The sequence below is a fragment of the Mongoliitalea daihaiensis genome (genome assembly GCF_021596945.1).
In the GTDB taxonomy this organism is placed as follows: Bacteria; Bacteroidota; Bacteroidia; order Cytophagales; family Cyclobacteriaceae; genus Mongoliitalea; species Mongoliitalea daihaiensis.
In genome coordinates, this window is the sequence record NZ_CP063779.1 from 2,635,157 (window position 1) to 2,660,128 (window position 24,972).

General features: G+C 39.1%; 13 protein-coding genes. All 13 read left to right on the top strand.

Annotated features, from left to right (window positions below; genetic code table 11):
• The 13 genes from IPZ59_RS11110 to IPZ59_RS11170 all read left to right on the top strand — a co-directional run bounded on the left by IPZ59_RS11110 (position 1) and on the right by IPZ59_RS11170 (position 24,963).
• On the top strand, positions 1-3,441 hold the full coding sequence (locus IPZ59_RS11110) for a hypothetical protein (protein WP_236136119.1): 3,441 nt from the start codon (positions 1-3) through the stop codon (positions 3,439-3,441).
• Positions 3,442-3,649: 208 nt separating this feature from the next.
• Entirely contained in the window at positions 3,650-5,725 is a 2,076-nt protein-coding gene (locus IPZ59_RS11115) for a S9 family peptidase (protein ID WP_236136120.1), read from the top strand.
• Positions 5,726-5,977: 252 nt separating this feature from the next.
• Positions 5,978-7,249, top strand: coding sequence for a fumarylacetoacetase (gene fahA, locus IPZ59_RS11120; RefSeq protein WP_236136121.1), 1,272 nt, complete (start codon positions 5,978-5,980; stop codon positions 7,247-7,249).
• A gap of 114 nt (positions 7,250-7,363) precedes the next feature.
• On the top strand, positions 7,364-7,915 hold the full coding sequence (locus IPZ59_RS11125) for a hypothetical protein (protein WP_236136122.1): 552 nt from the start codon (positions 7,364-7,366) through the stop codon (positions 7,913-7,915).
• A 55-nt stretch (positions 7,916-7,970) separates the two neighbouring features.
• Complete coding sequence (pgi, locus tag IPZ59_RS11130; protein WP_236136123.1) at positions 7,971-9,617, top strand: glucose-6-phosphate isomerase; 1,647 nt, start codon at positions 7,971-7,973, stop codon at positions 9,615-9,617.
• 846 nt (positions 9,618-10,463) lie between these two features.
• Positions 10,464-12,344 (top strand): 7TM diverse intracellular signaling domain-containing protein, encoded by a 1,881-nt coding sequence (locus IPZ59_RS11135; protein ID WP_236136124.1) that lies wholly within the window; start codon positions 10,464-10,466, stop codon positions 12,342-12,344.
• A 329-nt stretch (positions 12,345-12,673) separates the two neighbouring features.
• On the top strand, positions 12,674-15,751 hold the full coding sequence (locus tag IPZ59_RS11140; protein WP_236136125.1) for a SusC/RagA family TonB-linked outer membrane protein: 3,078 nt from the start codon (positions 12,674-12,676) through the stop codon (positions 15,749-15,751).
• 16 nt (positions 15,752-15,767) lie between these two features.
• Entirely contained in the window at positions 15,768-17,300 is a 1,533-nt protein-coding gene (locus IPZ59_RS11145) for a RagB/SusD family nutrient uptake outer membrane protein (RefSeq protein WP_236136126.1), read from the top strand.
• Positions 17,301-17,319: 19 nt separating this feature from the next.
• A complete protein-coding gene (locus tag IPZ59_RS11150; protein ID WP_236136127.1) occupies positions 17,320-18,405 on the top strand; it encodes a LamG-like jellyroll fold domain-containing protein in 1,086 nt (361 codons plus the stop codon).
• Between the two features lie 41 nt (positions 18,406-18,446).
• Complete coding sequence (locus IPZ59_RS11155) at positions 18,447-20,405, top strand: glucoamylase family protein (RefSeq protein WP_236136128.1); 1,959 nt, start codon at positions 18,447-18,449, stop codon at positions 20,403-20,405.
• A 3-nt stretch (positions 20,406-20,408) separates the two neighbouring features.
• Positions 20,409-21,788, top strand: coding sequence for a glucoamylase family protein (locus IPZ59_RS11160; protein ID WP_236136129.1), 1,380 nt, complete (start codon positions 20,409-20,411; stop codon positions 21,786-21,788).
• A 28-nt stretch (positions 21,789-21,816) separates the two neighbouring features.
• A complete protein-coding gene (gene bglX / locus IPZ59_RS11165) occupies positions 21,817-24,114 on the top strand; it encodes a beta-glucosidase BglX (RefSeq protein ID WP_262912208.1) in 2,298 nt (765 codons plus the stop codon).
• Positions 24,115-24,120: 6 nt separating this feature from the next.
• Positions 24,121-24,963 carry an endonuclease/exonuclease/phosphatase family protein gene (locus IPZ59_RS11170; RefSeq protein WP_236136130.1) on the top strand — a complete coding sequence of 281 codons (843 nt, stop codon included), beginning with the start codon at positions 24,121-24,123 and terminating at the stop codon, positions 24,961-24,963.
• Positions 24,964-24,972: the final 9 nt, after the last annotated feature.

Sequence of the window (24,972 nt, forward strand, 5' to 3'; positions counted from 1 at the left end):
ATGATGTTGAAAATCGGAGATTCATCACTGAATTTTTCAGAACAGCAAGTTAGTGGATCGTTTGTCCAAAAACAGGGAACCCTCTACTATAAAGTTGGTCATGTGGACCAAATGGCACCTTTCTTCATGTCTATTGTTAGTCATGACGAGCATTGGATGTTTATAGGCTCCAATGGTGCCCTTACTGCTGGTAGAAAAAATGAGGAACATGCCTTATTCCCTTACCATACAGACGATAAGATTTTAGATGCAGCTGGAAAAGTCGGGTCAAGTACCTTGATCCGAGTTCATATGGCTGATGGAGTCAAATTATGGAAGCCATTTTCCAAAGAGTATGCAGGTCTGTATCGATTGGAACAAAATTTATACAAAAGTCATTGGGGAAATGAGGTGATATTTGAGGAAATCAATCTTGATTTAGGAATCAGTTTCACCTATGCTTGGCAATTCTCTTCCAAGTTTGGCTTTGTTAAAAAAAGCAAAATCGAAAATCTTACAGAGCAAAACCTCCAATTGGAAGTTCTTGACTTGGTTCAGGATTTAATGCCAAATGGTATTTCATCTGGCCTGCAACAGCAGCGCAGCAATTTGGGAAATGCTTACAAACGGAATGAATTGCATGAGGCTTCTGGATTGGGAATTTTTGCTTTAAGTTCTTTGATTGTAGATCGAGCAGAGCCGAGTGAGGCATTAAAAGCGACCATCGCCTGGCATGTTGGTATACAAGCGGAAGAAGTTCTTTTATCTTCTTTACAAGTAGCAGCTTTTGCGAAAGGTGCGGAAGTACATACAGAGCGGGATATTAAAGGTACATCAGGATCTTATGGTATTAAGACTAGTATAAACTTAGCACCTGATGCAAATAAGGAATGGTATTTTTGTTTGGATATTGATCAATCTCCGGCTCAGGTAAATGACCGTATCCAAGTGCTCTCAAGTGCTCCGAAGGAAATTTTAGATGCTTTATTGGAGGATTTGCAGGCCGGAAGTAGACAGCTACAAAAAATCGTAGCCAAAGCTGATGGATTACAGGTTACTGCTGATCAGGCCTCCGTGAGTAGACATTATTCTAACGTCCTCTTCAATGTCATGCGTGGAGGGATTTTTGAGGATGATTACTCAATAGATAAGCAAGACTTTTTGCATTACATTCATGAGATTAACCGCCCTTTATTGGAGATTCACGCTTCATTTTTTGATGGGTTGAAAAAAAATGAAAGCTATGCAAGCTTGATCACTCAAGCAAAAGCAACAGGTTCTTCTGACTTAATCAGGGTGTGTACCGAATATCTTCCCTTAAGTTTTAGCCGTAGACATGGTGATCCAAGCAGGCCATGGAATAAATTCAGCATTGATCTAAAAAATCCTGATGGATCCAAGAGAAGGGCCTATGCGGGTAATTGGAGAGATATTTTCCAAAACTGGGAAGCTTTGGCTGTATCGTATCCTCAGTTTTTAGAGGGTATGATTTGGAAATTTTTAAATGCCTCTACCATGGATGGCTATAATCCCTACCGTATTTCCCGGAGTGGAGTTGACTGGGAGGTTATCGAGCCAGATGACCCATGGTCTTACATCGGCTATTGGGGAGATCACCAGTTGATTTACCTTCTCAAATTATTAGAACTCGCGCAAAAGCATCAGGTACTTTCTGTTAAGGAGTTAGCAGCTAAGGACTGGTTTGTATTTGCTAACGTTCCTTACAAGATTCGCTCATTTGACGACATCGTAAAAGACTCTCAAGATACAGTGATTTTTGACGATGTTATGGAACATCGTATTCGCCAGCGCTTTGCCGTCATCGGCGGGGATGGAAAGTTGGTTCCAACTAAAAGTGGAGCTATTCTCAAGAGTAGTTTTATGGAAAAGCTTTGGATTCCTTGGTTGACCAAACTGGGTAATTTAGTGCCAGATGCCGGTATTTGGATGAATACACAGCGTCCAGAATGGAATGATGCAAACAATGCTCTGGTAGGAAATGGAACTTCTATGGTGACGCTTTACTACATGTATCGTTTCACTAAATTCATGGAAAAGTGGATACAGGAAGAGCTTCAGGAAGACGTACAATTCCATAAAGAAGTTCATACTTGGATGCTGGGAATGTATGAAGTACTACAGTCGTTTGAGGAGAAGCTTCATAAAGGATTTGACGCCCAGACACGCTATAATTTTGTGAAGGATTTGGGTCTATTATCCGAGCAATACCGTGAAAATGTGTATTCCGGGTTTTCGGAAAGTAAGAAAACTGTTTCTGTTAAGAGTTTGCTCGACCTGTTGTCCATCACTAAAAAATACTTACAAAAATCCATTGAGCACAATAAGCGATCTGATGGTTTGTATCATGCGTATAACCTGATCGAGTTCAAAGGGGAAGCTATTGAAATAGATTACCTCTATGAAATGCTGGAAGGACAGGTCGCGATTCTTTCTTCCGGTTTCTTGAGCCCTGCTGAATCGGTGGATTTGCTTGAAAAAATGAAGGTCAGCTCAATTTATAGAGAAGATCAGTACAGCTATTTGCTCTATCCTAATCGTACCTTGGCTGGTTTCTTGGAAAAAAGTAAAGTTCCTTTGACAAGTGTCAAGGAAAACTCCTTGCTTTCAGAAATGCTTCGCAAAGGAGATCAACGAATAATCGAACAGGATTCCCAAGGGAATTGCTTCTTCAACAGTGACTTCAATAATGTAAAAACGCTTCGTACAATTTATGAGCAGGTCAAGCGGGATTATGAAGTCTTGGATGAAAAGGTATTTGACGAAATCGAAGTGCTCTACGAGCGTGTGTTCAATCATAAAGCTTTCACGGGAAGGTCTGGGACATTTTTTGCTTTTGAGGGATTGGGCAGCATTTACTGGCACATGGTTTCCAAATTATTGCTGGCGGTAGGTGAAATTTTATCTGAGGATACTCCCATGGAAGAAAATGTTCGCGGGAAACTCATTGATAATTATTATGAAATCCGTGCGGGCATTGGAATCAATAAAACGCCAACGGTCTATGGTGCTATTCCAACAGACCCTTACAGTCACACCCCTGCTCACAGAGGTGCACAGCAGCCAGGCATGACAGGCCAAGTGAAAGAGGATGTGCTAAATCGCTGGGCTGAATTAGGCATTCAGGTAGTGGATGGATGCATACAGTTAAATCCAACCTTTTTGGCTACACATGAATGGCTCAAAGAAGCTAAAGAGTTTTTATACTTGGATTTGACTGGCGATTTCAAAAAGTTAGCGTTGGAGAAAGACTCCCTTGGGTTTACCTATTGCCAAGTGCCCGTAAAGTATGTGAAGGGTTCGAAAAGCTTGGTACAAGTCATTGGTGAAAACTCTTTGATTTTGGAAAAGATAGAAGGGAATAGGCTTTCCCGAGAGATGTCATTGGAAATCTTCAATCGGACAGGAAAAGTTAAACTACTGTATTTCACAGTGTCAAAATAATGTTTGGGTTTATTTAAGTATACAAAGGCCATCTCTCTGAGGTGGCTTTTTTTTAATCATGAGCCCGATGGTCAAGTTTTAGATTCAATCGTTTACTTTTGCAAGTATCCCACGTCATTGGGTTCGGAACTTACCGTTTTCCGTGGATGAATTGCAACAACAGCTTTTTTTAGCTGTTTATAGACTCAATAAAACCGATAAAAGTTACATGTCAACCAACGAATTTATTTACCCAAATCTGACAGCTCCTCGAGCTGCCATCAAGCCATTCGATATAGTAGCCAAGCACGGACACCTACGTACAGATAATTATTACTGGCTCAATGATCGTGAAAACCCAGAGGTAATTGCCTATTTGAATGAGGAGAATACCTATTTTGAACAGATGCTAGGGCATACCAAGGTTTTTCAAGAGCGGTTATTTCAAGAAATGCGTTCCCGAGTGAAAGAAGACGATTCCTCTGTCCCTTCAAAAATTGATAATTACTACTATTATACCCGATTTGTAGAGGGAGGTGAGTATCCTATTTATGCTAGAAAACAGGAATCTTTGGATGCTGAGGAAGAAATTTTAGTGGATGGGAATGAATTAGGAAAAGATCAGGCGTTTTTGAATTTCTTTATTTCGGTAAGTCCAAACCATCAATTGATGGCCATTATCATGGATACACAGGGACGAAATTTCTATCAGGTACGCATTAAAAATTTGCAAACAGGAGAATACTACCCAGAGCAGATTTCTGATATCCGAAGTTCAGCTGTTTGGGCAAATGATAATCAATCTTTTTATTACGCAATACCTGATCCACAAACCTTGCGGAATTATCAGATCAAAAAACATGTGATAGGTTCTCCTTCGATTGATGATGCGCTGATTTTTCAAGAAGATGATGCAACACTTAATTGCAGCATTGGCAAAACCAAGTCCAAAGATTATATCATCATTTCTTCAGGAAGGACAGATGCTTCGTATTCCTTGTTTATAGACGCCAATAACCCTTCTAAGCCACAACTTATCGAAGCCCTTATTGACAATGTACAATACGATGTAGAGCATGCTGGTGGAGAAATATTTTATATTCACACCAATAAAGATGCTGTCAATTATAAGCTTTGTCAAGTGCCTGTAGCAACTCCAGCAGCTAGTAATTGGAAGGATCTTATGCCACATCGAACAGATGTCTTCTTAGAAACTGTTGAATTTTTCAAAAATTTCATGGTTGCGCAGGAAACTGTAGAAGGGTTAAATCATATCCGTATCATCCATCTTGATGGGAGTGGGGAACATACATTAGCCTTTGAGGAGGCGGCTTACACGGCAGGTATTTCTTACAATCCTGCTTTTGACACGGATATCCTACGATTTAATTATACATCCTTGACTACACCTGCATCAATTTTTGACTACGATATGCGGACAAAGAATCGTGAATTAAAGAAAGAGATGCCTGTATTGGGAGATTTCGATAAAAGTAATTACCAAACTGAGCGAATCATGGTTCCAGCAAGAGATGGAAAGTTGGTTCCCATGTCTTTGGTCTATCGCAAGGATCTATTTAAAAAGGATAGCTCTATGCCAGGTTGGATTTATTCTTATGGGTCATACGGATACTCCACAGAGCCGACATTCAGCAGGCCTCGGTTGAGTTTGTTGGATAGAGGTTTTGTGTTTGCCATTGCACATATCCGTGGAGGTCAAGAAATGGGTGGACACTGGTATGAGGAAGGTAAAATGATGCAAAAGAAAAATACATTTTACGATTTTATAGACTGCTCACAATGGTTGCAGGACAATGGCTATGTAGCCAAGGATAAATTATTTGCTTCGGGTGGTAGTGCAGGAGGATTGTTGATGGGAGCAGTGATGAATATGGCCCCTCAACTTTATCGCGGTCTTGTGGCGGCTGTGCCATTTGTAGATGTAGTGACCACGATGATGGATGATAGTATTCCTTTGACCACTTTTGAATGGTTGGAGTGGGGGAATCCTTCCATACAAGAGCAGTATGAATATATGCTTTCCTACTCTCCTTACGATCAAGTAGAAGGTAAAAATTATCCACATTTATTGGCTACAACCGGGCTTCATGATTCGCAGGTACAGTATTGGGAACCAGCCAAGTGGGTGGCCAAACTTCGGGTGTTAAAAACAGATTCAAATCATGTTTTTTTGTATACTAATATGGATGCAGGACATGGGGGAGCTAGTGGACGCTTTGAGAGTTTAAAAGAACTCGCTCGGGAGTATGCTTTTGTTTTTGATATTTTAGGCATCCGGGAATAAAGGATATTATCCGAAATTAGGTTGAAATATGCCTTTGAAAGTTCAATTGAAATCTACGATGCCTTAGAAAGAAAAATCGTGTAACAAGGTTGAAATACACCTAGATTAGAGAAGAAAGGGGGCTCACAAGCTTGGTGTCCAAATTTTCGGGACAGATACTCGTACTTCGTATTTGGTACAGGTTTGGGTATAAATCCTCCTTTTTTCCTCCTCAGAATTCCTTACCTTTGCGCAGATCAAAATCTAAATGAAATGACAAACCAACCATTGCCAACTTTACAATCTTGGGTTGCTGTACCGAAAAACTCTGATTTTACCATATACAATTTACCATTTGGGATTTTTCAAAGTAAGCGTTTATCTGCACGAGTTGGAATTGCCATAGGTGATAAAATTGTTGATTTATCAGTATTACATGAAGAAGGGTTTTTCTCCGAACTCAGTCAACTGCCCCATGATATTTTCTTAAGAGATGCTTTGAACGATTTCATTGCGCTTGGAAAGCCTGTTACCAGAAGAGTCCGTGAAAAAGTTCAAGAGCTATTAGTGGACGAAAATGACAGTTTAAAGGAGCATACCTGCAGAGGGAAAGCAATGGTCAACAGGTCTGAGGCTCAAATGCTGTTGCCAGTCAAAATAGGGGATTACACAGATTTTTACTCGAGTATAGAACATGCTACCAATGTAGGAACTATGTTTCGTGATCCGAGCAATGCGCTGCTGCCAAATTGGAAACACTTACCAGTTGGCTATCATGGCAGAGCATCCTCCATCATTCCATCTGGTACACCAATCTTCAGACCGAAAGGCCAATTTAAAGATGCCAATATGGATGCTCCCGAATTTGGACCTAGCCGACGCTTAGACTTTGAATTAGAAATGGCATTTATTGTTGGGAAATCCACTAAAATGGGAGATTCCATTACTACCGTTCAGGCCGAGGATCATATTTTTGGAATGGTTTTATTCAATGATTGGTCCGCACGAGATATTCAAGCGTGGGAATACGTACCTCTTGGGCCTTTTTTGGGAAAAAGCTTTGCCTCTAGCATCTCCCCTTGGGTAGTAACAATGGAAGCTTTAGAACCATTTAGAGCTCAAGGACCAGAACAAGATGTTCCTGTTTTACCCTATTTAGCATGTGAATCCAGCCATTCTTTTGATATCCACTTAGAAGTATATATTCAGCCGGAGGAAAACAAGGCGAGCAAGGTCTGTACTTCTAATTTCAAACATATGTACTGGAATATTGCTCAGCAGCTTGCACATCATACGGTCAATGGCTGTAATGTAAATGTTGGAGATATGATGGCCTCGGGAACCATCTCAGGAGCAACGCCTGATAGCTATGGATCTATGCTAGAACTCGCTTGGAAAGGAACCAAGCCAATTAGTTTAGAAGAAGGAGGAGAACGCAAATTTATTGAAGATGGTGATACTGTGATCATGAAGGGCTATTGTAAAAAAGAACATATTCGCGTCGGTTTTGGAGAAGTAAGCTCCAAGGTATTGCCTGCCAAATAACGATAAGTATTTGCCAAAATCAACCAATCCAACAATCACTAAATATATTTAATAGATTAGTTGGAGGGTAGTGTATTTATGTGCAGATTTGATAGTTCAATTCCTCAATAATTTATGAAAAAATATATTCTCATTGCCTGTTTTATACTTACATTGGTTATCAGTGCACAGGCGCAACAACAAGGTGGTACGCAAGCGTTTTATGCCGAGTTAGGCGGTGCTGGTTTGGCCTATTCATTCAATTATGATTTCCGATTTGACAAGGATGATATCAATTCTTGGGGGATGCGGATTGGTGCGGGGGGATGGTCAAGAAGAGATAGAAGCTGGGGTAACTCTTCAGAAGGCCTCTTAACCATGCCGATTATGTTGAATAAGCTGTATGGGAGAGACACACATTTTTTTGAAATGGGATTGGGCACAACATTTATCTATTACAGAGATCGTTGGGAAGATTGGAATGGAGCAGGTACAACCACATACAAAGAATTTGATTTTATACTCCCCTCAGGAAATACGCCTGCCTTTATGGGGGTTTTCAATTTAGGTTATCGAAGAGTTCCTGTGGATGGTGGATTTACCTTCCGTGCAAATCTTACTCCAATTTTCAATCATAATGGCTTTTGGCCATTATGGGTAGGTGTAGGTTTTGGCTATGCATTCTAAAGAGATTCAAGAATAGTTTTAACTTTGTGACTTATCCTATTAAACCTACAGATGCATGAAGGCAATTAATCCGACTAGTACACAAGCGTGGAATTCATTAACGGAACTTTCCCAGGAGTTTAACGCTATTCAAATAAAAAACTTATTCGCTGATTCTGATCGGTTTCAGAAATATTCCATCCAATTAGAGGATATTCTTGTTGACTATTCCAAAAATCGGGTTTCTGATGATGTGAAAAAGCAATTGCTAAATCTCGCTTCAGAGGTTGGCTTGCAAGAAGCAATAGAAGCGATGTTTACTGGCCAAACTATTAATGGAACTGAGGGCCGGGCAGTTTTACATACAGCACTTAGGAATCGTTCTAATGCTCCCGTATTTGTTGATGGAGAAGATGTGATGCCTGCCATCCATAAGGTATTGGCTCAAATGAAGGCGTTTGCTGATAAAATTCAGCAAGGGAGTTGGTTGGGGTACACTGGAAAGCCCATCAAGCATTTGGTCAATATTGGAATTGGAGGCTCTGACTTGGGACCTGTAATGGTTACAGAGGCTTTGAAACCGTATCAGCATCCAGATTTATCCATCTATTTTGTTTCGAATGTGGATGGGACTCATCTCGCAGAAACGCTTAAAAAAGTAGATCCTGAAACTACCTTATTTTTCATTGCTTCCAAGACATTCACCACTCAAGAGACCATGACCAATGCCCATTCGGCAAGACGCTGGTTTTTAGAGCATGCGAAAGATGAAGCTGCTGTTGCCAAGCATTTTGTGGCTTTGTCGACCAATGCCCAGGCTGTTGCAGCTTTTGGTATTGATACTGCCAATATGTTTGCGTTTTGGGATTGGGTAGGAGGAAGATATTCCCTCTGGTCTGCTATTGGTTTGCCAATTGCCTGTGCCATTGGCTTTGATAATTTTGAAGCTTTATTATCTGGTGCTCATTCAATGGATCAGCACTTTAGAACTGCCGATTTTGAAACAAATATCCCTGTAATCCTTGCTTTGATTGGTCTTTGGAACACCAATTTCCTTGGAGCCACTTCGGAGGCGATCTTACCGTATGATCAGTATCTGCATCGCTTTGCCGCGTATTTTCAGCAAGGAAATATGGAGTCTAATGGGAAATATGTGACGCGTGATGGAAAGAAGGTTAGTTATGCTACTGGTCCAATTATCTGGGGTGAACCTGGTACCAATGGACAGCATGCTTTTTATCAATTGATACATCAAGGCACACATTTGATTCCTTGTGATTTCATTGCTCCCGCCATCTCTCACAATCCTGTGGGCGATCATCACACAAAATTACTTTCCAATTTCTTTGCTCAGACAGAAGCATTGATGAATGGCAAGTCTTTGGAAGAAGTGACGGCTGAAATGGCCAAAGCAGGAAAATCTCCAGGAGAGATTGAAAAAATAGCCTCCCATCGGGTATTTGAAGGCAATAGGCCTACCAATTCTATCTTAGTGAAAAAAGTCACCCCATACACGCTTGGGCAAATGATCGCAATGTATGAGCATAAAATCTTTGTACAAGGAGTCATTTGGAATATCTATAGTTTCGATCAGTGGGGGGTAGAGTTAGGTAAGGTGTTAGCTAATGCGATTTTACCAGAACTAGCATCTGATGACGAAGTCACAAGTCATGATGCATCAACCAATGGTTTGATCAATACCTATAAATCATTCCGAAAATAAGGGCCTTTGTGTGTAAGGCTTGGAAAATTATCATGAAAAACCTGGCAGATTTTTAAATCCTGCCGGGTTTTTTTGGTTTTATCTCTACCAAGTGGGGACTGTAAATCCACATAATCTGCAAACAGAGATTACAGCTCTGAGTCAGAGCTTCTAGTAAGAAATGCTCAAGGCCGTACAAATATCCTCACAAATCGCGGTTGGTCACTCATCAAAATATCAATTGCCAAAGCTTTAATTTGACCGTCCCTTTGGATCGAAAACCCTATTCTGCTTTGGGGTGGAAATGAATCTAGACAAGATACACAGGAGAAATCAATGGATGTTACACAACTTTTACAGATGATCCATTCCGTCAGTTTATCGATTATCTCCGGTTCTGACATATTCGGAGGCAAGTTTCCTAAAAAAGCATTCACAGGTATAGACACTTTATCCAAGTCCCTTTGAGCCAAAGGATTGCAGAAAGCTGTGTCTAAGGTGCAGAGAAGGGGATCGTTATCATAGAATAATCCACAAGAACTGACGAAAAAGAAGCAAATCATGAGGACAATTGCATAAAGATTTTTCATAAGTCAATTTTCATATAATATTAGGACGCAGCATTGCGATGAAATGCTACAAGGGAAATTAAAGTACAGGGAGATACAAATAATTTTCTCATTTTTGAAAAATTTTGAGAGCCGTATTCCTCTAATTATTTCTTAATTTTGAAAATATTTATTTTTTCAGGGTAATATTTCTTGGACTATATTTTTTACTGAGACTATATAGGTCTGCGTTCAATTTTTAAGATTCATTTTTAATATCCCTATATTTGAATCAGACTAAAAAATAAATTACCTAAAGGTGCACATCCCAAAATTATTTACGATTTGTCTTTTCTTCCTTTTGATGAATTTGTCAAGTGGAATTTTGGCCCGTGACACCAAAATCGATCTTTCAAAGATTAAGCAGGAAATTATTATTTCAATCGCTGATTTGAGTTTTGTAGAGGATAAAACAAATTCTTTAACTTTTGATGAATTACTTTCTAACAGCAAGGATAGTTTATTTATTGAAAATCCCAATTTCAAAAAAAACAATTTTAATTCAAATTACACCTATTGGGTAAGGCTACCAATTGTAAAAAATAATCACGAGGATAAAATTTGGCTTGTTGAATTTTACGATCAAAGCATCAATTCTATTCAAGCGTATGTGCCTGTAGGGAATAACACTTTCAAAAGGTATCAAATGGGGAGTGCTTTACCTTTTTCAGAGCGGAAATTTAACCATAAAAATTTTCATGTGGTTGTACCATCTGAACTTGATGGAGAGCATTATTTTTATTTTCAAATTCAATCCAATCAAAAAGCCGATGTTAGAATCGCTATCAGATCGTATGATCGTTTTATATACTATGCATTGAATGAATATTTATTTTATGGACTTTTCTATGGGATGATATCGATTATCGCGTTTTATAATCTCATTGTTCTTTTTGCGGTAAGGGAATTAAAGTATGTGTACTATATCTTTTATCTGCTGAGTGTGGCGCTTTTTACTATGAGCTTGGATGGAGTAGGGTATCAATTTATTTGGCCGAATTTCCCAGAGTTCAATAATTTAGCAAATGGAGTATTTAGTTTTTCTGTTATTTTTTGGGCGATATTATTTGCCCTAAGATTTTTCAATACCGACAGGAGAGCGAAAAGGTTTCATGTTTTTTTGATAGGTTCACTTATTCTGAAGACAGTATATTTTTTATTGGGTATCTTCATTAGTCCCAAGTATTTTGAAATAGGGTATTATGATGTGATTCCATTTTCTTTGATTTTTATTACGGGAATTTATGTTTGGATCAAAGGATATAAAAGTGCGAGACTTTTTGTGTTAGCCTACGGATTTCTTTTTATAGGAGCTGTTGTTAAATTTCTCGCCAATGCGGCTATTATACCACACAATATCCCTATTTATTACAGTCTACATTTTGCGTTTCTTTTAGAAATGATTCTACTTTCCTTTGCCTTGGGGGATAGGATAAGAATTTTAAAAAGAAATAGAGATAAAGCTTTGAGGAATAGTATTCTTCAGTATCGTGAAAATATGGTTCTGAAAGAGAAGGTCAATAAAGAGCTTGAATTAAAAGTGAAGGAACGAACCTTGGAATTGCAAGAGAAAAATTCGTTGTTAGAAACCTATAATCAACAGCTGATCGAATACGACCAAGAAATTAAGCGAATAAATGCACAGTTGGATCGAGATAATTGGAAGCTCAAAAGTTCAATTAGGAGTTCTTTAAAAGATAGGCTTGCCAATAGATTATTGTCGTTTGATGAGTTTAAAACCATTTTTCCCGATACTGCTGCATGTAATCGATATTTGGAAAATTTGAAATGGTCTGGGGAGTTTAAATGTAGGAATTGTAGTGGCAATAAATGTAGTAATGGACCAAAGCTATTTACTAAACGTTGCTCCAAATGTGGATACATCGAGTCTGTTACCGCAGGTACAATTTTTCATGGAATAAGATTTCCACTTGAAAAAGCTTTTTTTATTGCTTATACCATGATTGCCAAATCAGACCCCCTGACGTTAGATCAACTTGCAGCAGAGCTAAATCTTCGAAGAAATACAATTTGGAGTTTTAAGAAAAAGATTAGTCAGAATGTCTCCAATCAGGAATTAAAAAATGGGTTGGAGTGGGAGGACTTAATTTTATCTAAAATCCATGAAGAGAAAAGCTAAGTGGAGGAGTTTTTAATTTTTGGTAAGAGATAGGGAAGTAATAAGAAAAAATCAAAGAAGTTTTTAATTAATGAATTAGTTTTTTTTCGAAAATAGGTTTGATTTTTTACAGGGAATATAATAACTCAAAACCTCTTTTAAGATGCATTTAGCTTACTTTTTATTAGTATTCAAGCGTGATAAAAGAGGTTAATTTTGGACTGTTTTTTAGCTTATTTTATGTGTTTTTTAAGTAAAAAAAATGGGTTACACATTTTAAAAATTAACTTAGTAATCGTTCAATACACTCTAAACAATCGATTTCCAATTAACCTAAAATGTCTAAATTCATGATTAAAAATTTATCCAAAAAAACAAAGAGTATTGGAGGACGTATTCCATACTTTTTCTTGATTAACTTCTTCTTCTTGTTTAATCTGATAATTTATGAAGGAAATGCTCAGCAACGAGTTGTAACAGGTGTAGTAGTAGATGCCAGTGGTGAGCCTATACCGGGCGTGACGGTGCTGGTTTCGGGAACTCCCAGAGGGACTGTTACTAATATTGAGGGCCGTTACAGCATTGAAGTTACGAATCAAGAAACGCTAGAGTTTTCATTTGTAGGTTTTAAAAAGATATCTAGACTCATTGGGAATTCCAGCGTTTTAGATATCACACTAGAGCAAGATACTCAAAACCTAGAAGAATTTGTTGTGGTGGGTTATGGAACTCAGCGGGAAAGGGATTTGACTTCAGCGATTTCTACGGTTAAAGCTGAAGATTTAGTTAAGACACCCAATGCCAATGCCATGCAGGCTCTGCAAGGGAGAGTAGCGGGTGTTCAGATTGTTAGTAGTGGAGCTCCAGGAGCGGGACCTACTGTGAGGGTCAGGGGAATAGGTTCATTTGAAGGAGGGGCTTCTCCCTTGTATGTGGTGGACGGAATGTTTTTTGATAGTATTGATTTTCTTAACCCAGATGACATTGAGAGCATCTCCATTCTAAAAGATGCGTCTGCGGCTGCAATTTATGGGGTACGAGCTGCCAATGGAGTGGTATTGATCAATACCAAGTCAGGAAATTACATGCAAAAGGGAGAGATCGTTTACAGTGGATATTATGGTTTTCAAAATCCTCAAGATGTTCTACAAATGGCCAACACTCAGCAATTTGTAAGGTATATCAATGAAACTGGTGCTCCCGCAGATTTACAATTTGTTCAAAATGCCATACAACGATTTGGAAGAAGCAGAATCGACCCTAATCTTCCGGACGTCAATACTGATTGGTTTGCAGAGATTATGAGTCCTGCAGCAATCCAGAATCATTCACTTACTTTTAGTGGCGGAAATGAAAACACGCGTTATTCAGTAGGTGGGAGTTATTTTAGTCAGGGAGGTCTATTGAATGAGACAAGAAATAAATTTGAGCGGATTAACTTTAGAGCACGTGTGGATTCAGATGTAAAAAGCTGGTTAAATGTAGGAGCCAACCTCAACATCAGTACTTCCCAGCAATACGTTGGCAATAATGGCGCATGGTTTCAAGCCTATTTTGCGGTCCCGTTTCTCCCGGTATTTGATGATCAAAATACCAGTGCTAATCCAACAAATTTTGCAAATGCTCAACAAATTGGTTTTAGAAGTCCTCAAAACCCCTTTATGAGTCTTGCATTTAATGATAGTAGGAATAACCTCAACAGGGTTTTGGGTAATTTCCATATGGAGGCATATGTGATACCTGACAAGCTTACTTTTAGAACAGAATACAATTATAACATAACCAATTTTAGAAGTAGGAACGTAAATTTTCCATTTAATGATGGAGTCACTGAACGAATTTCGAATTTAAGCAGGTCAAGTTCTATTCGTTTTGATCAAATTTGGGATAATTTCCTTACTTACCAAGAAAGAATTGGGAAGCACAGTTTCACAGCTGTAGTAGGCCAATCCTTCCGAAGCGAAAGTGGAGAAAACTTGTTTGCAAGAGGAGAAAACCTTAATCCTGCCCCAAATAGAACTAATGAAGAGTTTTGGTATTTATCTAATTCAACAGATTTCGATCTAAACGGATTGGGTGATGGAGGTTTTAATCTTTTCTTTTTGTCGTATTTTTCAAGACTTGCGTACAATTACAATGATAAATACTTATTGTATGGAACGTTTAGAAGAGATGGTAACAATAAGTTTCAACAAAGATGGGGGAACTTTGCTACGTTCGGTGCAGGATGGGTAATTTCTGAGGAATCTTTTTTTAACGTACCAGCGATCAATTTCTTAAAATTAAGAGGTTCTTGGGGACAGTTAGGAAACGATGCAGTTCGTCAGGCTGTAGGTGCTCCGACGATTTTTGACTCATCAGTAGCGATTGATAATACGATCCGTTTTGGAAGAATACTCAATCCGACTTTTGATCTGATAGATCAATGGGAAACTACCGTTGAAACCAATATCGGGATTAATGCCCGGATGTTCAGAGAAAGGTTAAGTATCGATGCTGATTATTATATCCGAGATACAAGAAATCTGGCCGTGGTAATCATTCCACCTGTAATCAGAGCGAGTGAAAGACGAAGTGTTGGATCTATCCGAAATGAAGGGTTTGAATTAACTATTAACTGGAGAGATCAGCTAAGTAAAGATTTCACGTATTATGTAGGGGGTAATTTTGCTACCTTAAAGAATAGTGTATTGGGATTAGGTGGTGCTGAAGGCCTTGATTCCGGTACGGCTGAATTTAGGCAGCGATCGATTATTGGATCTCCTTTTCAAGCATTTTATGGTTACAATGTCATCGGGGTTTTTCAAAATCAGGCAGACATTGATAATTCTGGTTTAAGTCCTGAGTTTATTCAGAACAACAATCTACAGCCAGGGGATTTAATCTTCAAGGATCAAAATGGAGATGGAATTATCAATGATGAGGATCGAGTGGTTTTGGGTTCTTTCTTACCACGATTCACCTTTGGTGCAAATCTCGGTTTTACCTATAAAAACTGGGATTTTTCTGCATTACTTCAAGGACAATCTGGATACAGTATTTTGAATAGAAAAAGAGGTGAAATTATTTTCACCAACGATACAAATATTGATGCGGATCTGGCCAATAACCTGTGGAGAGGAGAGGGTACATCTAATAGTTATCCATCAGCCTCGGGTTTGAGAAGAGGATGGAATCAAAACATGAGTGATTTCTTTGTTGAGGATGGCTCTTACTGGAGGATCCAAAATATTCAAGTGAATTATTCATTCGTCGATAGGCAGTTATTTGGTGTCAAGATGCCAAAAACGGTAGTATCAGTTACTGCAGAGCGCCCACTTACGTTCTTCAATTACAACGGCTTTAATCCAGAAGTACCCAATGGGATTGATAGACAGGTTTATCCGGTACCAGCTATTTACACACTAGGTTTGAATATTAAATTATAAAATGATGAATACCCAAATGAGACTAAGACTTGGTGTCATCCTACTAATTTTCACAATGTTATTTTCTTGTGGTGATTTATTGGATAGACCTTTAGAAAATGAATTTATTGCAGAAGGTACTGACTACACGCAGTCAGAGAATATGATTTTAATGGTGTATGGAGCTTACGCACAGCTTTATGCTTTTCAATGGGAAACACATCCCATCATAGGTGTTCGTGGAGATGATGTCAATGCCGCTGGAGATCAATTTCCTTTGCAAGAAACAGATGCCTTCAGGTATGATCGGAATTTCTGGATGTATAATTCAGTTTGGCTTAACCTATATACAGATTTACTTCGTTGGCATGGTGCCATTGAAGAAATTCAAAAATATGAGGCAGCAGGAGCGCGGCCTGAACTAGCCCAGCAATATATCGCAGAAATCAAAGTCATGCAGGGTTTCCAACTGCTCCAATTAGCGAGGTTATGGGGTGATATTTTGATTCCTAATCAATCTCAACCAAGTCATTTGTTTGATGTTCCTGTATCATCATTTGAGGAAGTAATGATGCATATTTCTATGAGTATGGATCAAGCCATTCCTTTATTGCCCAATGTAAGGCCCAATCAAAGGACGGATGTAAGGGGTGGAGTTACCAGAGCTGCCGCTCTAGCTGTTAAGGCCATGGCAAATCTTGAATTGAAGGATTATTCCAAAGTTGCAGAGGCGACAGGAGAGATTATCTCTAGTAATTTATACACGTTGAAAAATGACTATTATCAACTGTTTAAAATTCCAGGGAAGTTGGATAATGAATACATTCTTGAAGCTCAGTATTCAGACTTTGGCCAAGCCAGTGGAACCAACATTAGTTTCAACTTCTCTCCCTACGGACCTGCGAGTTGGACACCTGCTGTTGCTGGTGCTGGTCAGGGTTGGGGTTTTTGGGAGCCTACACAAAAATACATTAAATTTATGTTGAGAAGGAATGAGCAGGTTAGGCTTGAAACTTCTGTAATTTTCACACCGGCAGGTATCAATGCTATTCAGGAAGACCCTGAGTTTGCTGAGCTTCCAAGCTGGTTGTCCAACACTACGCGTGATGGGGATAGATTCAATAATCACCCAAGATACCTTTATTTGAGTGGTAAATTTTATCTTCCTTCCGTACAGTTAACCCCTGGTAGATTTGGATTTGGGACCAACAATAATTTCCAACTTATCAGGTATTCTGAAATACTTCTGATGCATGCTGAAGCTCTCACAAGCGGAGCAAGCAGTCCTGTAATGTCAGCAGTTGAGGCAGTCAATCTGGTACGCCAAAGAGCAGGTATGAGTCCTTTGAGTTCAGTGGATCTTAATGCTGTCCTAGATGAAAAATATGCAGAATTTGGTACCGAATGGGGAATCCGATTTGCAGACCTTATGAGGCATGGGAGGTTTGATGAGTTAAATCATGATGGGAAAACTTTCAATGCTGATAGACATAGATTCATTCCTTATCCATTGGAGCAGCAGGATATACTTCCCCAAATCAGGGCAGCAGCAATTAGAAGAGACCAATAAATCATTAAATGTTTAGATTATGAAAAAGATTAGTTTAATTATAAGTGTGGTGCTCTTGACGGTATTCGGATGTGAGCAGTCATACATTGATGAAATCCAACGAGTAGATCCAGGCCAAGATGTTTCTGCTCCTACCATTAACTTTAATTTTCCGTTAGATGGGACACAGATTAGGGTAGTAGAGGATGTCACTCCTATTACTATCAATCTTGAAGTGAATGATGATATCGAAATCAAGGAGGTTATCTTATCATTGAATGGGCAAGAAATTGTTCGCTTTGATGAGTTCAGAGATTTTAGGAGAGCTATATTAGAGTTTACCTATGAGGAGCTTCCTAATGGTGAACATACGATCGAAGCAAGAGCAGTAGACATGTCTGATCGAGTTACTGTACAAGCAGTAAACTTTGAAAAGATTGAGCCTTACAGACCAATTTATGACAATGAAATTTTCTATGCCCCCTTTGACGGTGACTTCACAGAGTTAGTGAGGATTAAGAGTCCTACCGTAAATGGTACAGGTTTGGGTTTTGCAGATGGGAAAGTAGGAAGAGCCTATCGTGGTTCAGCTAATGGCTTCCTAGTGTATCCTGCTGAGAACCTTACTAATCAGGAGTTTTCTGCTGTTTTTTGGTATAAAGTGAACGGTGATCCAAATAGAGCAGGTTTATTAGTGATGAGTGCTCCAGATGCAGTCAATCCTGCCAATCCTAACTTTAGAGCCAAAGGCTTTCGATTATTTAGAGAGGCAGCGGGACCCAATCAACGATTTAAATTGAATGTTGGTAATGGAACTGGTGATAACTGGTTTGATGGTGGTGCAGCAGCCGATATTAATCCAGCAGATAATGAATGGTCACACATTGCAATCACTATTTCGCAGCAGATGTGCACAGTATATATTAATGGAGAAATTGTTTCCCGAGGCAATTATTCAGGGATAGATTGGGAAAATTGTGATATCATTTCTGTAGGTTCTGGTGCTCCTCGATTTGTTGGGTGGGGACATAATTCCACACAAAGTTTGATGGATGAATTAAGGATTTTTGATGCAGAGCTGACACAAGAACAAATACAGACTATTATGCAAAATGAAATGAATTAAATCCGGGCGATTTTATTTAAAAAATAATGCCTTAAACATTCATGAAAGTTAAACGTCTAATTCATGTAGTTGGAATACTTCTTCTACTGGCTTGTCAAGAGTCAGTAGAAGAGTTTTCTAATTTTACCTTGATTTCTGCAAGAATCGGGGATCGTGAAATCCCTCTTGATCGTTCAGTTTTGGAAGGTGCTGATATCGACCGTACCATCTCCTTAGAGTTTTCCATGCCTTTGGATATACAGTCTATCAGCGACAATGTAATACTGAAGGCAGAGGATGAGGATATTCCCTTTGATTTTAATCTATTTTCGGGGGGGAGATTACTTACTATTTCGCAAAAAACAGCGCTTAGAACAGGTACTCTTTACAATTTACAAATTCTGAGTGGTCTGAGAAGTGTAGGAGGAGGAAAATCAAGTGATTATTCCTTGTTTATTCAAACAAGTGCATCTCCTATTACTTTATCAAAAATCGAGTTTATAGGAGCAGATGTTCTTAATTCGGGAAGAATAACGAACGTTGCCTTATCTCCTGAAATACTTCTTGAATTTTCTGAACCCATAGTTGAATCTTCGTTAACGAACGCTCTTTCTTTGGAAGGTTTCAACGGAGTCACTTGGCAATTAGAAAAGGTGGAAGACCATGCTTATAAATTAAAGTTTGACGGGTTCTTGCATCACTATTCAAAGTATAGCTTGCTTATCAGTGATCAGGTAGTTGGGGAAAAAGGAGGTGATTTTTCAGGAAGGAATGTTTCATTTTATACTGGCCCCACTTCTTCGCCTGTAAAGCCCGTGTTAGATGATGAATCCTTACTTGATTTAATTCAGCGGCAAACCTTCAACTATTTTTGGGATTTTGGACATGAAAATTCAGGATTGGCTAGAGAAAGAAATACATCTGGCAATTTGGTAACAACGGGTGGTTCAGGATTTGGCGCCATGGCGATGATTGTAGGAGTTGAAAGAGGCTATATTACGCGGGAGGAAGCCGTAGAACGGTGGAGCAAAATGATTGGATTTTTGGAAAATGCGGATCGTTTTAGAGGAACTTGGCCTCATTGGTTGAATGGTAATACTGGTACTACCATACCTTTTAGCTCCTTAGATGATGGAGCAGATCTAGTTGAAACAGCGCTTTTGATGCAGGGACTATTGACTGTACGGAGTTATTTGTTGGCGGATGATTTGACGGAAAATAATTTAAGGATGCGAATACTTGACCTTTATGATGAGATTGAGTGGAGTTGGTTTACCCGTGGACAAAATGAACTGTATTGGCACTGGTCTCCAAATTCAAGTTGGGCTATGAATTTACGAATTCAAGGCTACAATGAAAGTCTCATCGCTTTTATCCTCGCAGCAGCTTCAAAAAATTTCCCTATTGCAAATGAAGTCTATACCAGAGGTTGGTCCCGAAACGGGGCTATGGTAAATGGCTCCACTTATTTTGGAATAAGATTGCCCTTGGGTAAGGAGATGGGAGGCCCCCTATTCTTTGCTCATTATTCTTTTCTTGGTGTCGATCCGCGCAATTTATCCGATCAATTTGCCAATTATTGGGAACAAAATGTAAATCATACCAAAATCAATCGAGCCTATGTCATATCGAATCCTAGAGGTTTTGTTGGCTACAGTGATAAAAATTGGGGACTTACTGCTAGTGATAATGAAAGTGGCTATTTAGCCCATTCTCCTACCAATGATAGAGGGGTCATTACTCCAACGGCAGCAATTTCATCTATTCCTTACACCCCTGATGAATCTATGGATGCGATCAAGTTTTTTTATTATCAGCTAGGAGACAGACTTTGGGGCGAATATGGGTTTTATGATGCGTTCAATCTTACCGAAGACTGGTTCGCTCAAAGTTATTTGGCCATTGACCAAGGTCCAATAATTATCATGATAGAAAATCATCGGTCAGGTCTCATTTGGGACCTCATGCAAAAAAACGAAATTTTCAAGCAAGGCTTGAATCAATTAAACTTTAAATACTAACCAATGACTCGTATACTCTTGTATGTATTGTTGATAGCAAACCTTCTATTGATAGGTTGCGGAGATCCTAATAAATCTACTGGGGAACTATCAATTCCTGAAAAAATCAGCGAAGACTCTCTCTTTAATCTAGTTCAGTACAGGACATTTCAATATTTCTGGGAGGGAGCCGAGCCCAATTCTGGTCTAGCTAGAGAGCGATATCATGTAGATGGAGAATATTCTCAAAATGATCAACAGGTCGTGACTTCTGGAGGAAGTGGTTTTGGAATTATGGCCTTGATTGTTGGGATGGAACGTGGGTATATAAGCCGAGTAGAAGGGCTTGAAAGAATGGAACGGATTTTAGGATTTTTAGAATCTGCGGATAAATTTCATGGAGCATTTCCCCATTGGTGGTTTGGAGATACAGGCAAGGTTAAGCCATTTAGTTCAAATGATGATGGGGGAGATTTGGTCGAAACATCATTTTTGATCCAAGGCTTACTTACATTTAGGCAATACATGTCCGAAAACTCTACAAGAGAATCTGATATTATTTCCCGAATCAACTCGCTTTGGGAAGGTGTAGAGTATGATTTTTATAGAAATGGACAAGATGTTTTGTATTGGCATTGGAGTCCAAATCATGGTTGGAAAATGAATTTTGCAGTCAAAGGATATGATGAGTGTCTAATCATGTATGTCCTTGGAGCTTCCTCTCCTACACATCCCATACCCGCTGAAACTTATCATAAAGGATGGGCGAAAAATGGAGAAATCAAAAATGATCCAACCCATGAAGCATATGGATATCATCTCAGTTTGAGGCATAATGGTAGTGAACAAAATGGAGGCCCCTTATTTTGGGCTCATTATTCCTACTTGGGTCTAAGTCCCAAAGGCTTGAAAGATAGGTACGCTGATTATTGGGAGCACAACACCAACCATACATTGATTAATAGAGCTTGGTGTATTGAAAATCCACTGGGTTTTGAGGGATATGGAGCGTATAGCTGGGGGTTGACATCTAGTTATTCTACCAATGGATACGCGGGGCATGCACCCACAGAAACCCGGGACAGAGGAGTCATATCACCTACTGCGGCACTTTCGAGTATTCCATATACTCCAGAATATAGCAAAGAGGCCATGAGTTATTGGTACCATGAATTAGGTGAGAAGGTATTCGGAAAGTACGGGTTTTATGATGCTTTTAGTGAGACAGAAGAGTGGTTTCCCCAACGATACCTTGCAATCGATCAAGGACCTATTGTCGTGATGATGGAAAATCATAGAACAGGTTTGTTGTGGGATTTATTTATGAGTGCACCTGAAATCAAAATCGGGTTAGAAAAATTGGGATTTGAAAGTATTTATTTCAGCTCAGAGAGTAAAAATTAAGCTTCAGGTTAATTTAAAGCATTATAATATGATCAAATATGCATTAGTTGTACTCATTTTACTTAGTGGGTTTAATTGTACACATAAGTCTGAAGTAAGGGATGGCGATAGAGAAGAGGTTTTTCGACATCGAGCAGATTCTATAATGGCTTTGATGACATTAGACGAGAAAATAGGTCAATTGAACCTTCCTGCCGCAGGAGACATTACCACGGGACAAGCCAGCAATTCCAATGTTGCTGAAAAAATAAAAAATGGACAGGTGGGTGGCCTTTTTAATTTGAAATCAGCTGAAAAAATCAGGGAAGTTCAGCGCCTTGCAGTTGAAGAAAGTCGGCTTGGAATTCCCCTTTTATTTGGAATGGATGTAATTCATGGATATGAGACCATATTTCCAATTCCATTGGGCTTATCCAGTAGTTGGGATATGGATTTGATCAAAGAAACAGCTAGGATTGCAGCCAATGAGGCAAGTGCTGATGGGATTAGCTGGACTTTTTCACCTATGACTGATATCTCCAGAGATCCTAGATGGGGGAGAGTTTCAGAAGGAAATGGAGAAGATCCCTATCTTGCTTCACAGATAGCCAAAGCAATGGTGGAGGGTTATCAAGGGAATGATCTGAGTTTGGAAAATACCATAATGGCTTGTGTAAAGCATTTTGCCTTGTATGGAGCAGGAGAGGCTGGAAGGGATTATAATACGGTTGATATGAGTAAGATCCGAATGTATAATGAATACTTTCCTCCTTACAAAGCTGCAATCGATGCTGGGGTAGGTACAGTAATGACGGCATTCAATGAGGTGGATGGAATACCCGCAAGTGCTAATAGATGGTTGATGACACAAGTATTACGAGAGGATTGGGGATTTGATGGCTTCGTAGTTACTGACTACACAGCTATTGAAGAAATGATTGACCACGGGATCGGAGATTTGGACCATGTGTCGGCATTGGCTTTGAAAGCAGGAGTAGATATGGATATGGTAAGTGAAGGCTTCCTTACTACGTTAAAAAGCGCTCTTCAACAAGGGAAGATTTCAGAAAAAGATATCGATGATGCCTGTAGAAGAATTCTAATAGCAAAATTAAAATTGGGATTGTTTGAGGATCCTTATCGATATGCGGATCCTGAAAGAGCAAAAAAGGAAGTTTTCAGCGATGATAACAGAAAAAGAGCAAGAGAAATTGCCTCTCAGACCTTTGTTTTGTTGAAAAACGACAATGGAACATTACCACTTAAGAAAGGTAGTAAAATTGCCTTAGTGGGTCCCATGGCAGACAATGCCGAAAACATGTCCGGAACATGGTCTGTTGCTGGCAACTTCGGCGAGTCCATTTCTTTAAGAAAAGGTCTTGAAAATGCCTTGGGAGATGGGGCTTTAATTTCCTATGCCAAAGGATCAAATGTGGTTGTCGACTCTCTGTTGGAGTCAAGAGTGAGTATTTTTGGAAAACCGACCTATAGGGATCCTAGATCAGAACAAATATTGATAGAGGAAGCTTTAGTAGCTGCCAAAGATGCCGATGTCATTATAGCAGCAGTAGGTGAATCAGCTGAAATGAGTGGGGAGTCCTCCAGTCTGACAACTATAGAACTTCCTGAAAATCAAAGAAACTTACTAAAAGCTCTTCATAAGACAGGTAAACCTGTGATAGTAGTTCTTTTTACAGGAAGACCGATTGGTTTGGGATGGGAGAAGGAAAATATTCCAGCAATTTTAAATGTTTGGTTTGCTGGTTCAGAAGCAGGGGATGCTATTGCTGATGCCTTATTTGGAGAAGTAAACCCTTCCGGTAAATTAACGATGACATTTCCTCAAAATGTTGGTCAGATTCCTCTTTATTACAACCATAAAAATACTGGGAGACCTCTTGCAGAAGGAAAGTGGTTTGAGAAATTCAGGTCCAATTATCTCGATGTGACTAATGAGCCACTGTATCCATTTGGATTTGGATTGAGTTATACTTCATTTCAGTATGGAGAAATGGAGTTTAATAAAGTGGAGCTGAAAGGAGATGATAAATTGTTAGTTAAAATTCCAGTGACCAATATAGGTCAATATAGTGGTCAAGAAGTTGTCCAGCTCTACATCAGAGATAAAGTTGCTAGTGTCACGAGGCCAGTCAAGGAGCTCAAAGGATTTCAGAAAATCCAATTAGAGATAGGACAGACCAAGCTGGTTGAATTTGAAATCACCGTGAAGCATTTGAAGTTTTATGACTATGACTTAAATTATGTTTGGGAATCTGGTGATTTTGAAATTATGATAGGAGGTGATTCTCAACAAGTAAAATCCAAAACAATTAGCTGGAAAAATTAGAAGACTATGAAGAACTACATGTCGATCATCTTTGCTCTGATATTGATCGGGTATACCAATGCCTTAATGGCCCAATCTTACACAATTGCAAGCTATAATATAAGGTTTGATAATCCTGGAGACACAGGTAATTTATGGAAAGATAGATTGCCCCATTTAGTTTCCTTGATCAATTTTCATGAGATAGCCATTTTTGGTACACAAGAAGGGCTGAATAATCAGCTTGAAGATCTTGCACAAAATTTAGGGTATGCATTTATAGGAAGTGGCAGAGATGATGGTGGAAATACAGGGGAGCATAGTGCAATATTTTATGATCCCCTCACATTTAAATTACTTCAAAAGGGAGACTTTTGGTTATCTGAAACTCCAACTATTCCAAGCGTCGGTTGGGATGCTGCCATGAATAGAATTTGCTCTTTTGGTCAATTTCAAACAGAGGAGGGGATCGTTTTTTGGGTATTCAATGCCCACTATGATCATGTTGGACAAAAAGCTAGAGAAGAAAGCAGTAAACTGATCATGGGAAAAATTAAAGAGCTTAATAGTAAGAACGATCCAGTTATTTTCATGGGAGATTTGAATGTGACACCTGATAACATAGCGTATAAGACCATCATTCAATCTGATTTTTTAAAGGATAGTTATGAGCTGTCAGAGCAAGCGCCTCATGGGCCTATCGGTACGTTTAATGCCTTTAACTGGGACATGATGCCCGATAGAAGGATTGATTATATTTTTGTCAGTGAGCAAATAGGTGTAACAAAATATGCTGTTTTGTCTGACAATTATGGAAAAAAATACCCCTCTGATCACTTTCCGGTTTTTGCAAGAATATGGTTCAAATAGACTCAATCA

Coding starts and splice junctions, on each gene's coding strand:
- IPZ59_RS11125 (WP_236136122.1), top strand. CDS start 7,364: ATGAAAAAATATATTCTCATTGCCTGTTTTATACTTACATTGGTTATC.
- IPZ59_RS11145 (WP_236136126.1), top strand. CDS start 15,768: ATGAGACTAAGACTTGGTGTCATCCTACTAATTTTCACAATGTTATTT.
- bglX (WP_262912208.1), top strand. CDS start 21,817: ATGATCAAATATGCATTAGTTGTACTCATTTTACTTAGTGGGTTTAAT.
- IPZ59_RS11110 (WP_236136119.1), top strand. CDS start 1: ATGATGTTGAAAATCGGAGATTCATCACTGAATTTTTCAGAACAGCAA.
- IPZ59_RS11150 (WP_236136127.1), top strand. CDS start 17,320: ATGAAAAAGATTAGTTTAATTATAAGTGTGGTGCTCTTGACGGTATTC.
- IPZ59_RS11160 (WP_236136129.1), top strand. CDS start 20,409: ATGACTCGTATACTCTTGTATGTATTGTTGATAGCAAACCTTCTATTG.
- IPZ59_RS11155 (WP_236136128.1), top strand. CDS start 18,447: ATGAAAGTTAAACGTCTAATTCATGTAGTTGGAATACTTCTTCTACTG.
- IPZ59_RS11140 (WP_236136125.1), top strand. CDS start 12,674: ATGATTAAAAATTTATCCAAAAAAACAAAGAGTATTGGAGGACGTATT.
- pgi (WP_236136123.1), top strand. CDS start 7,971: ATGAAGGCAATTAATCCGACTAGTACACAAGCGTGGAATTCATTAACG.
- IPZ59_RS11115 (WP_236136120.1), top strand. CDS start 3,650: ATGTCAACCAACGAATTTATTTACCCAAATCTGACAGCTCCTCGAGCT.
- IPZ59_RS11170 (WP_236136130.1), top strand. CDS start 24,121: ATGAAGAACTACATGTCGATCATCTTTGCTCTGATATTGATCGGGTAT.
- fahA (WP_236136121.1), top strand. CDS start 5,978: ATGACAAACCAACCATTGCCAACTTTACAATCTTGGGTTGCTGTACCG.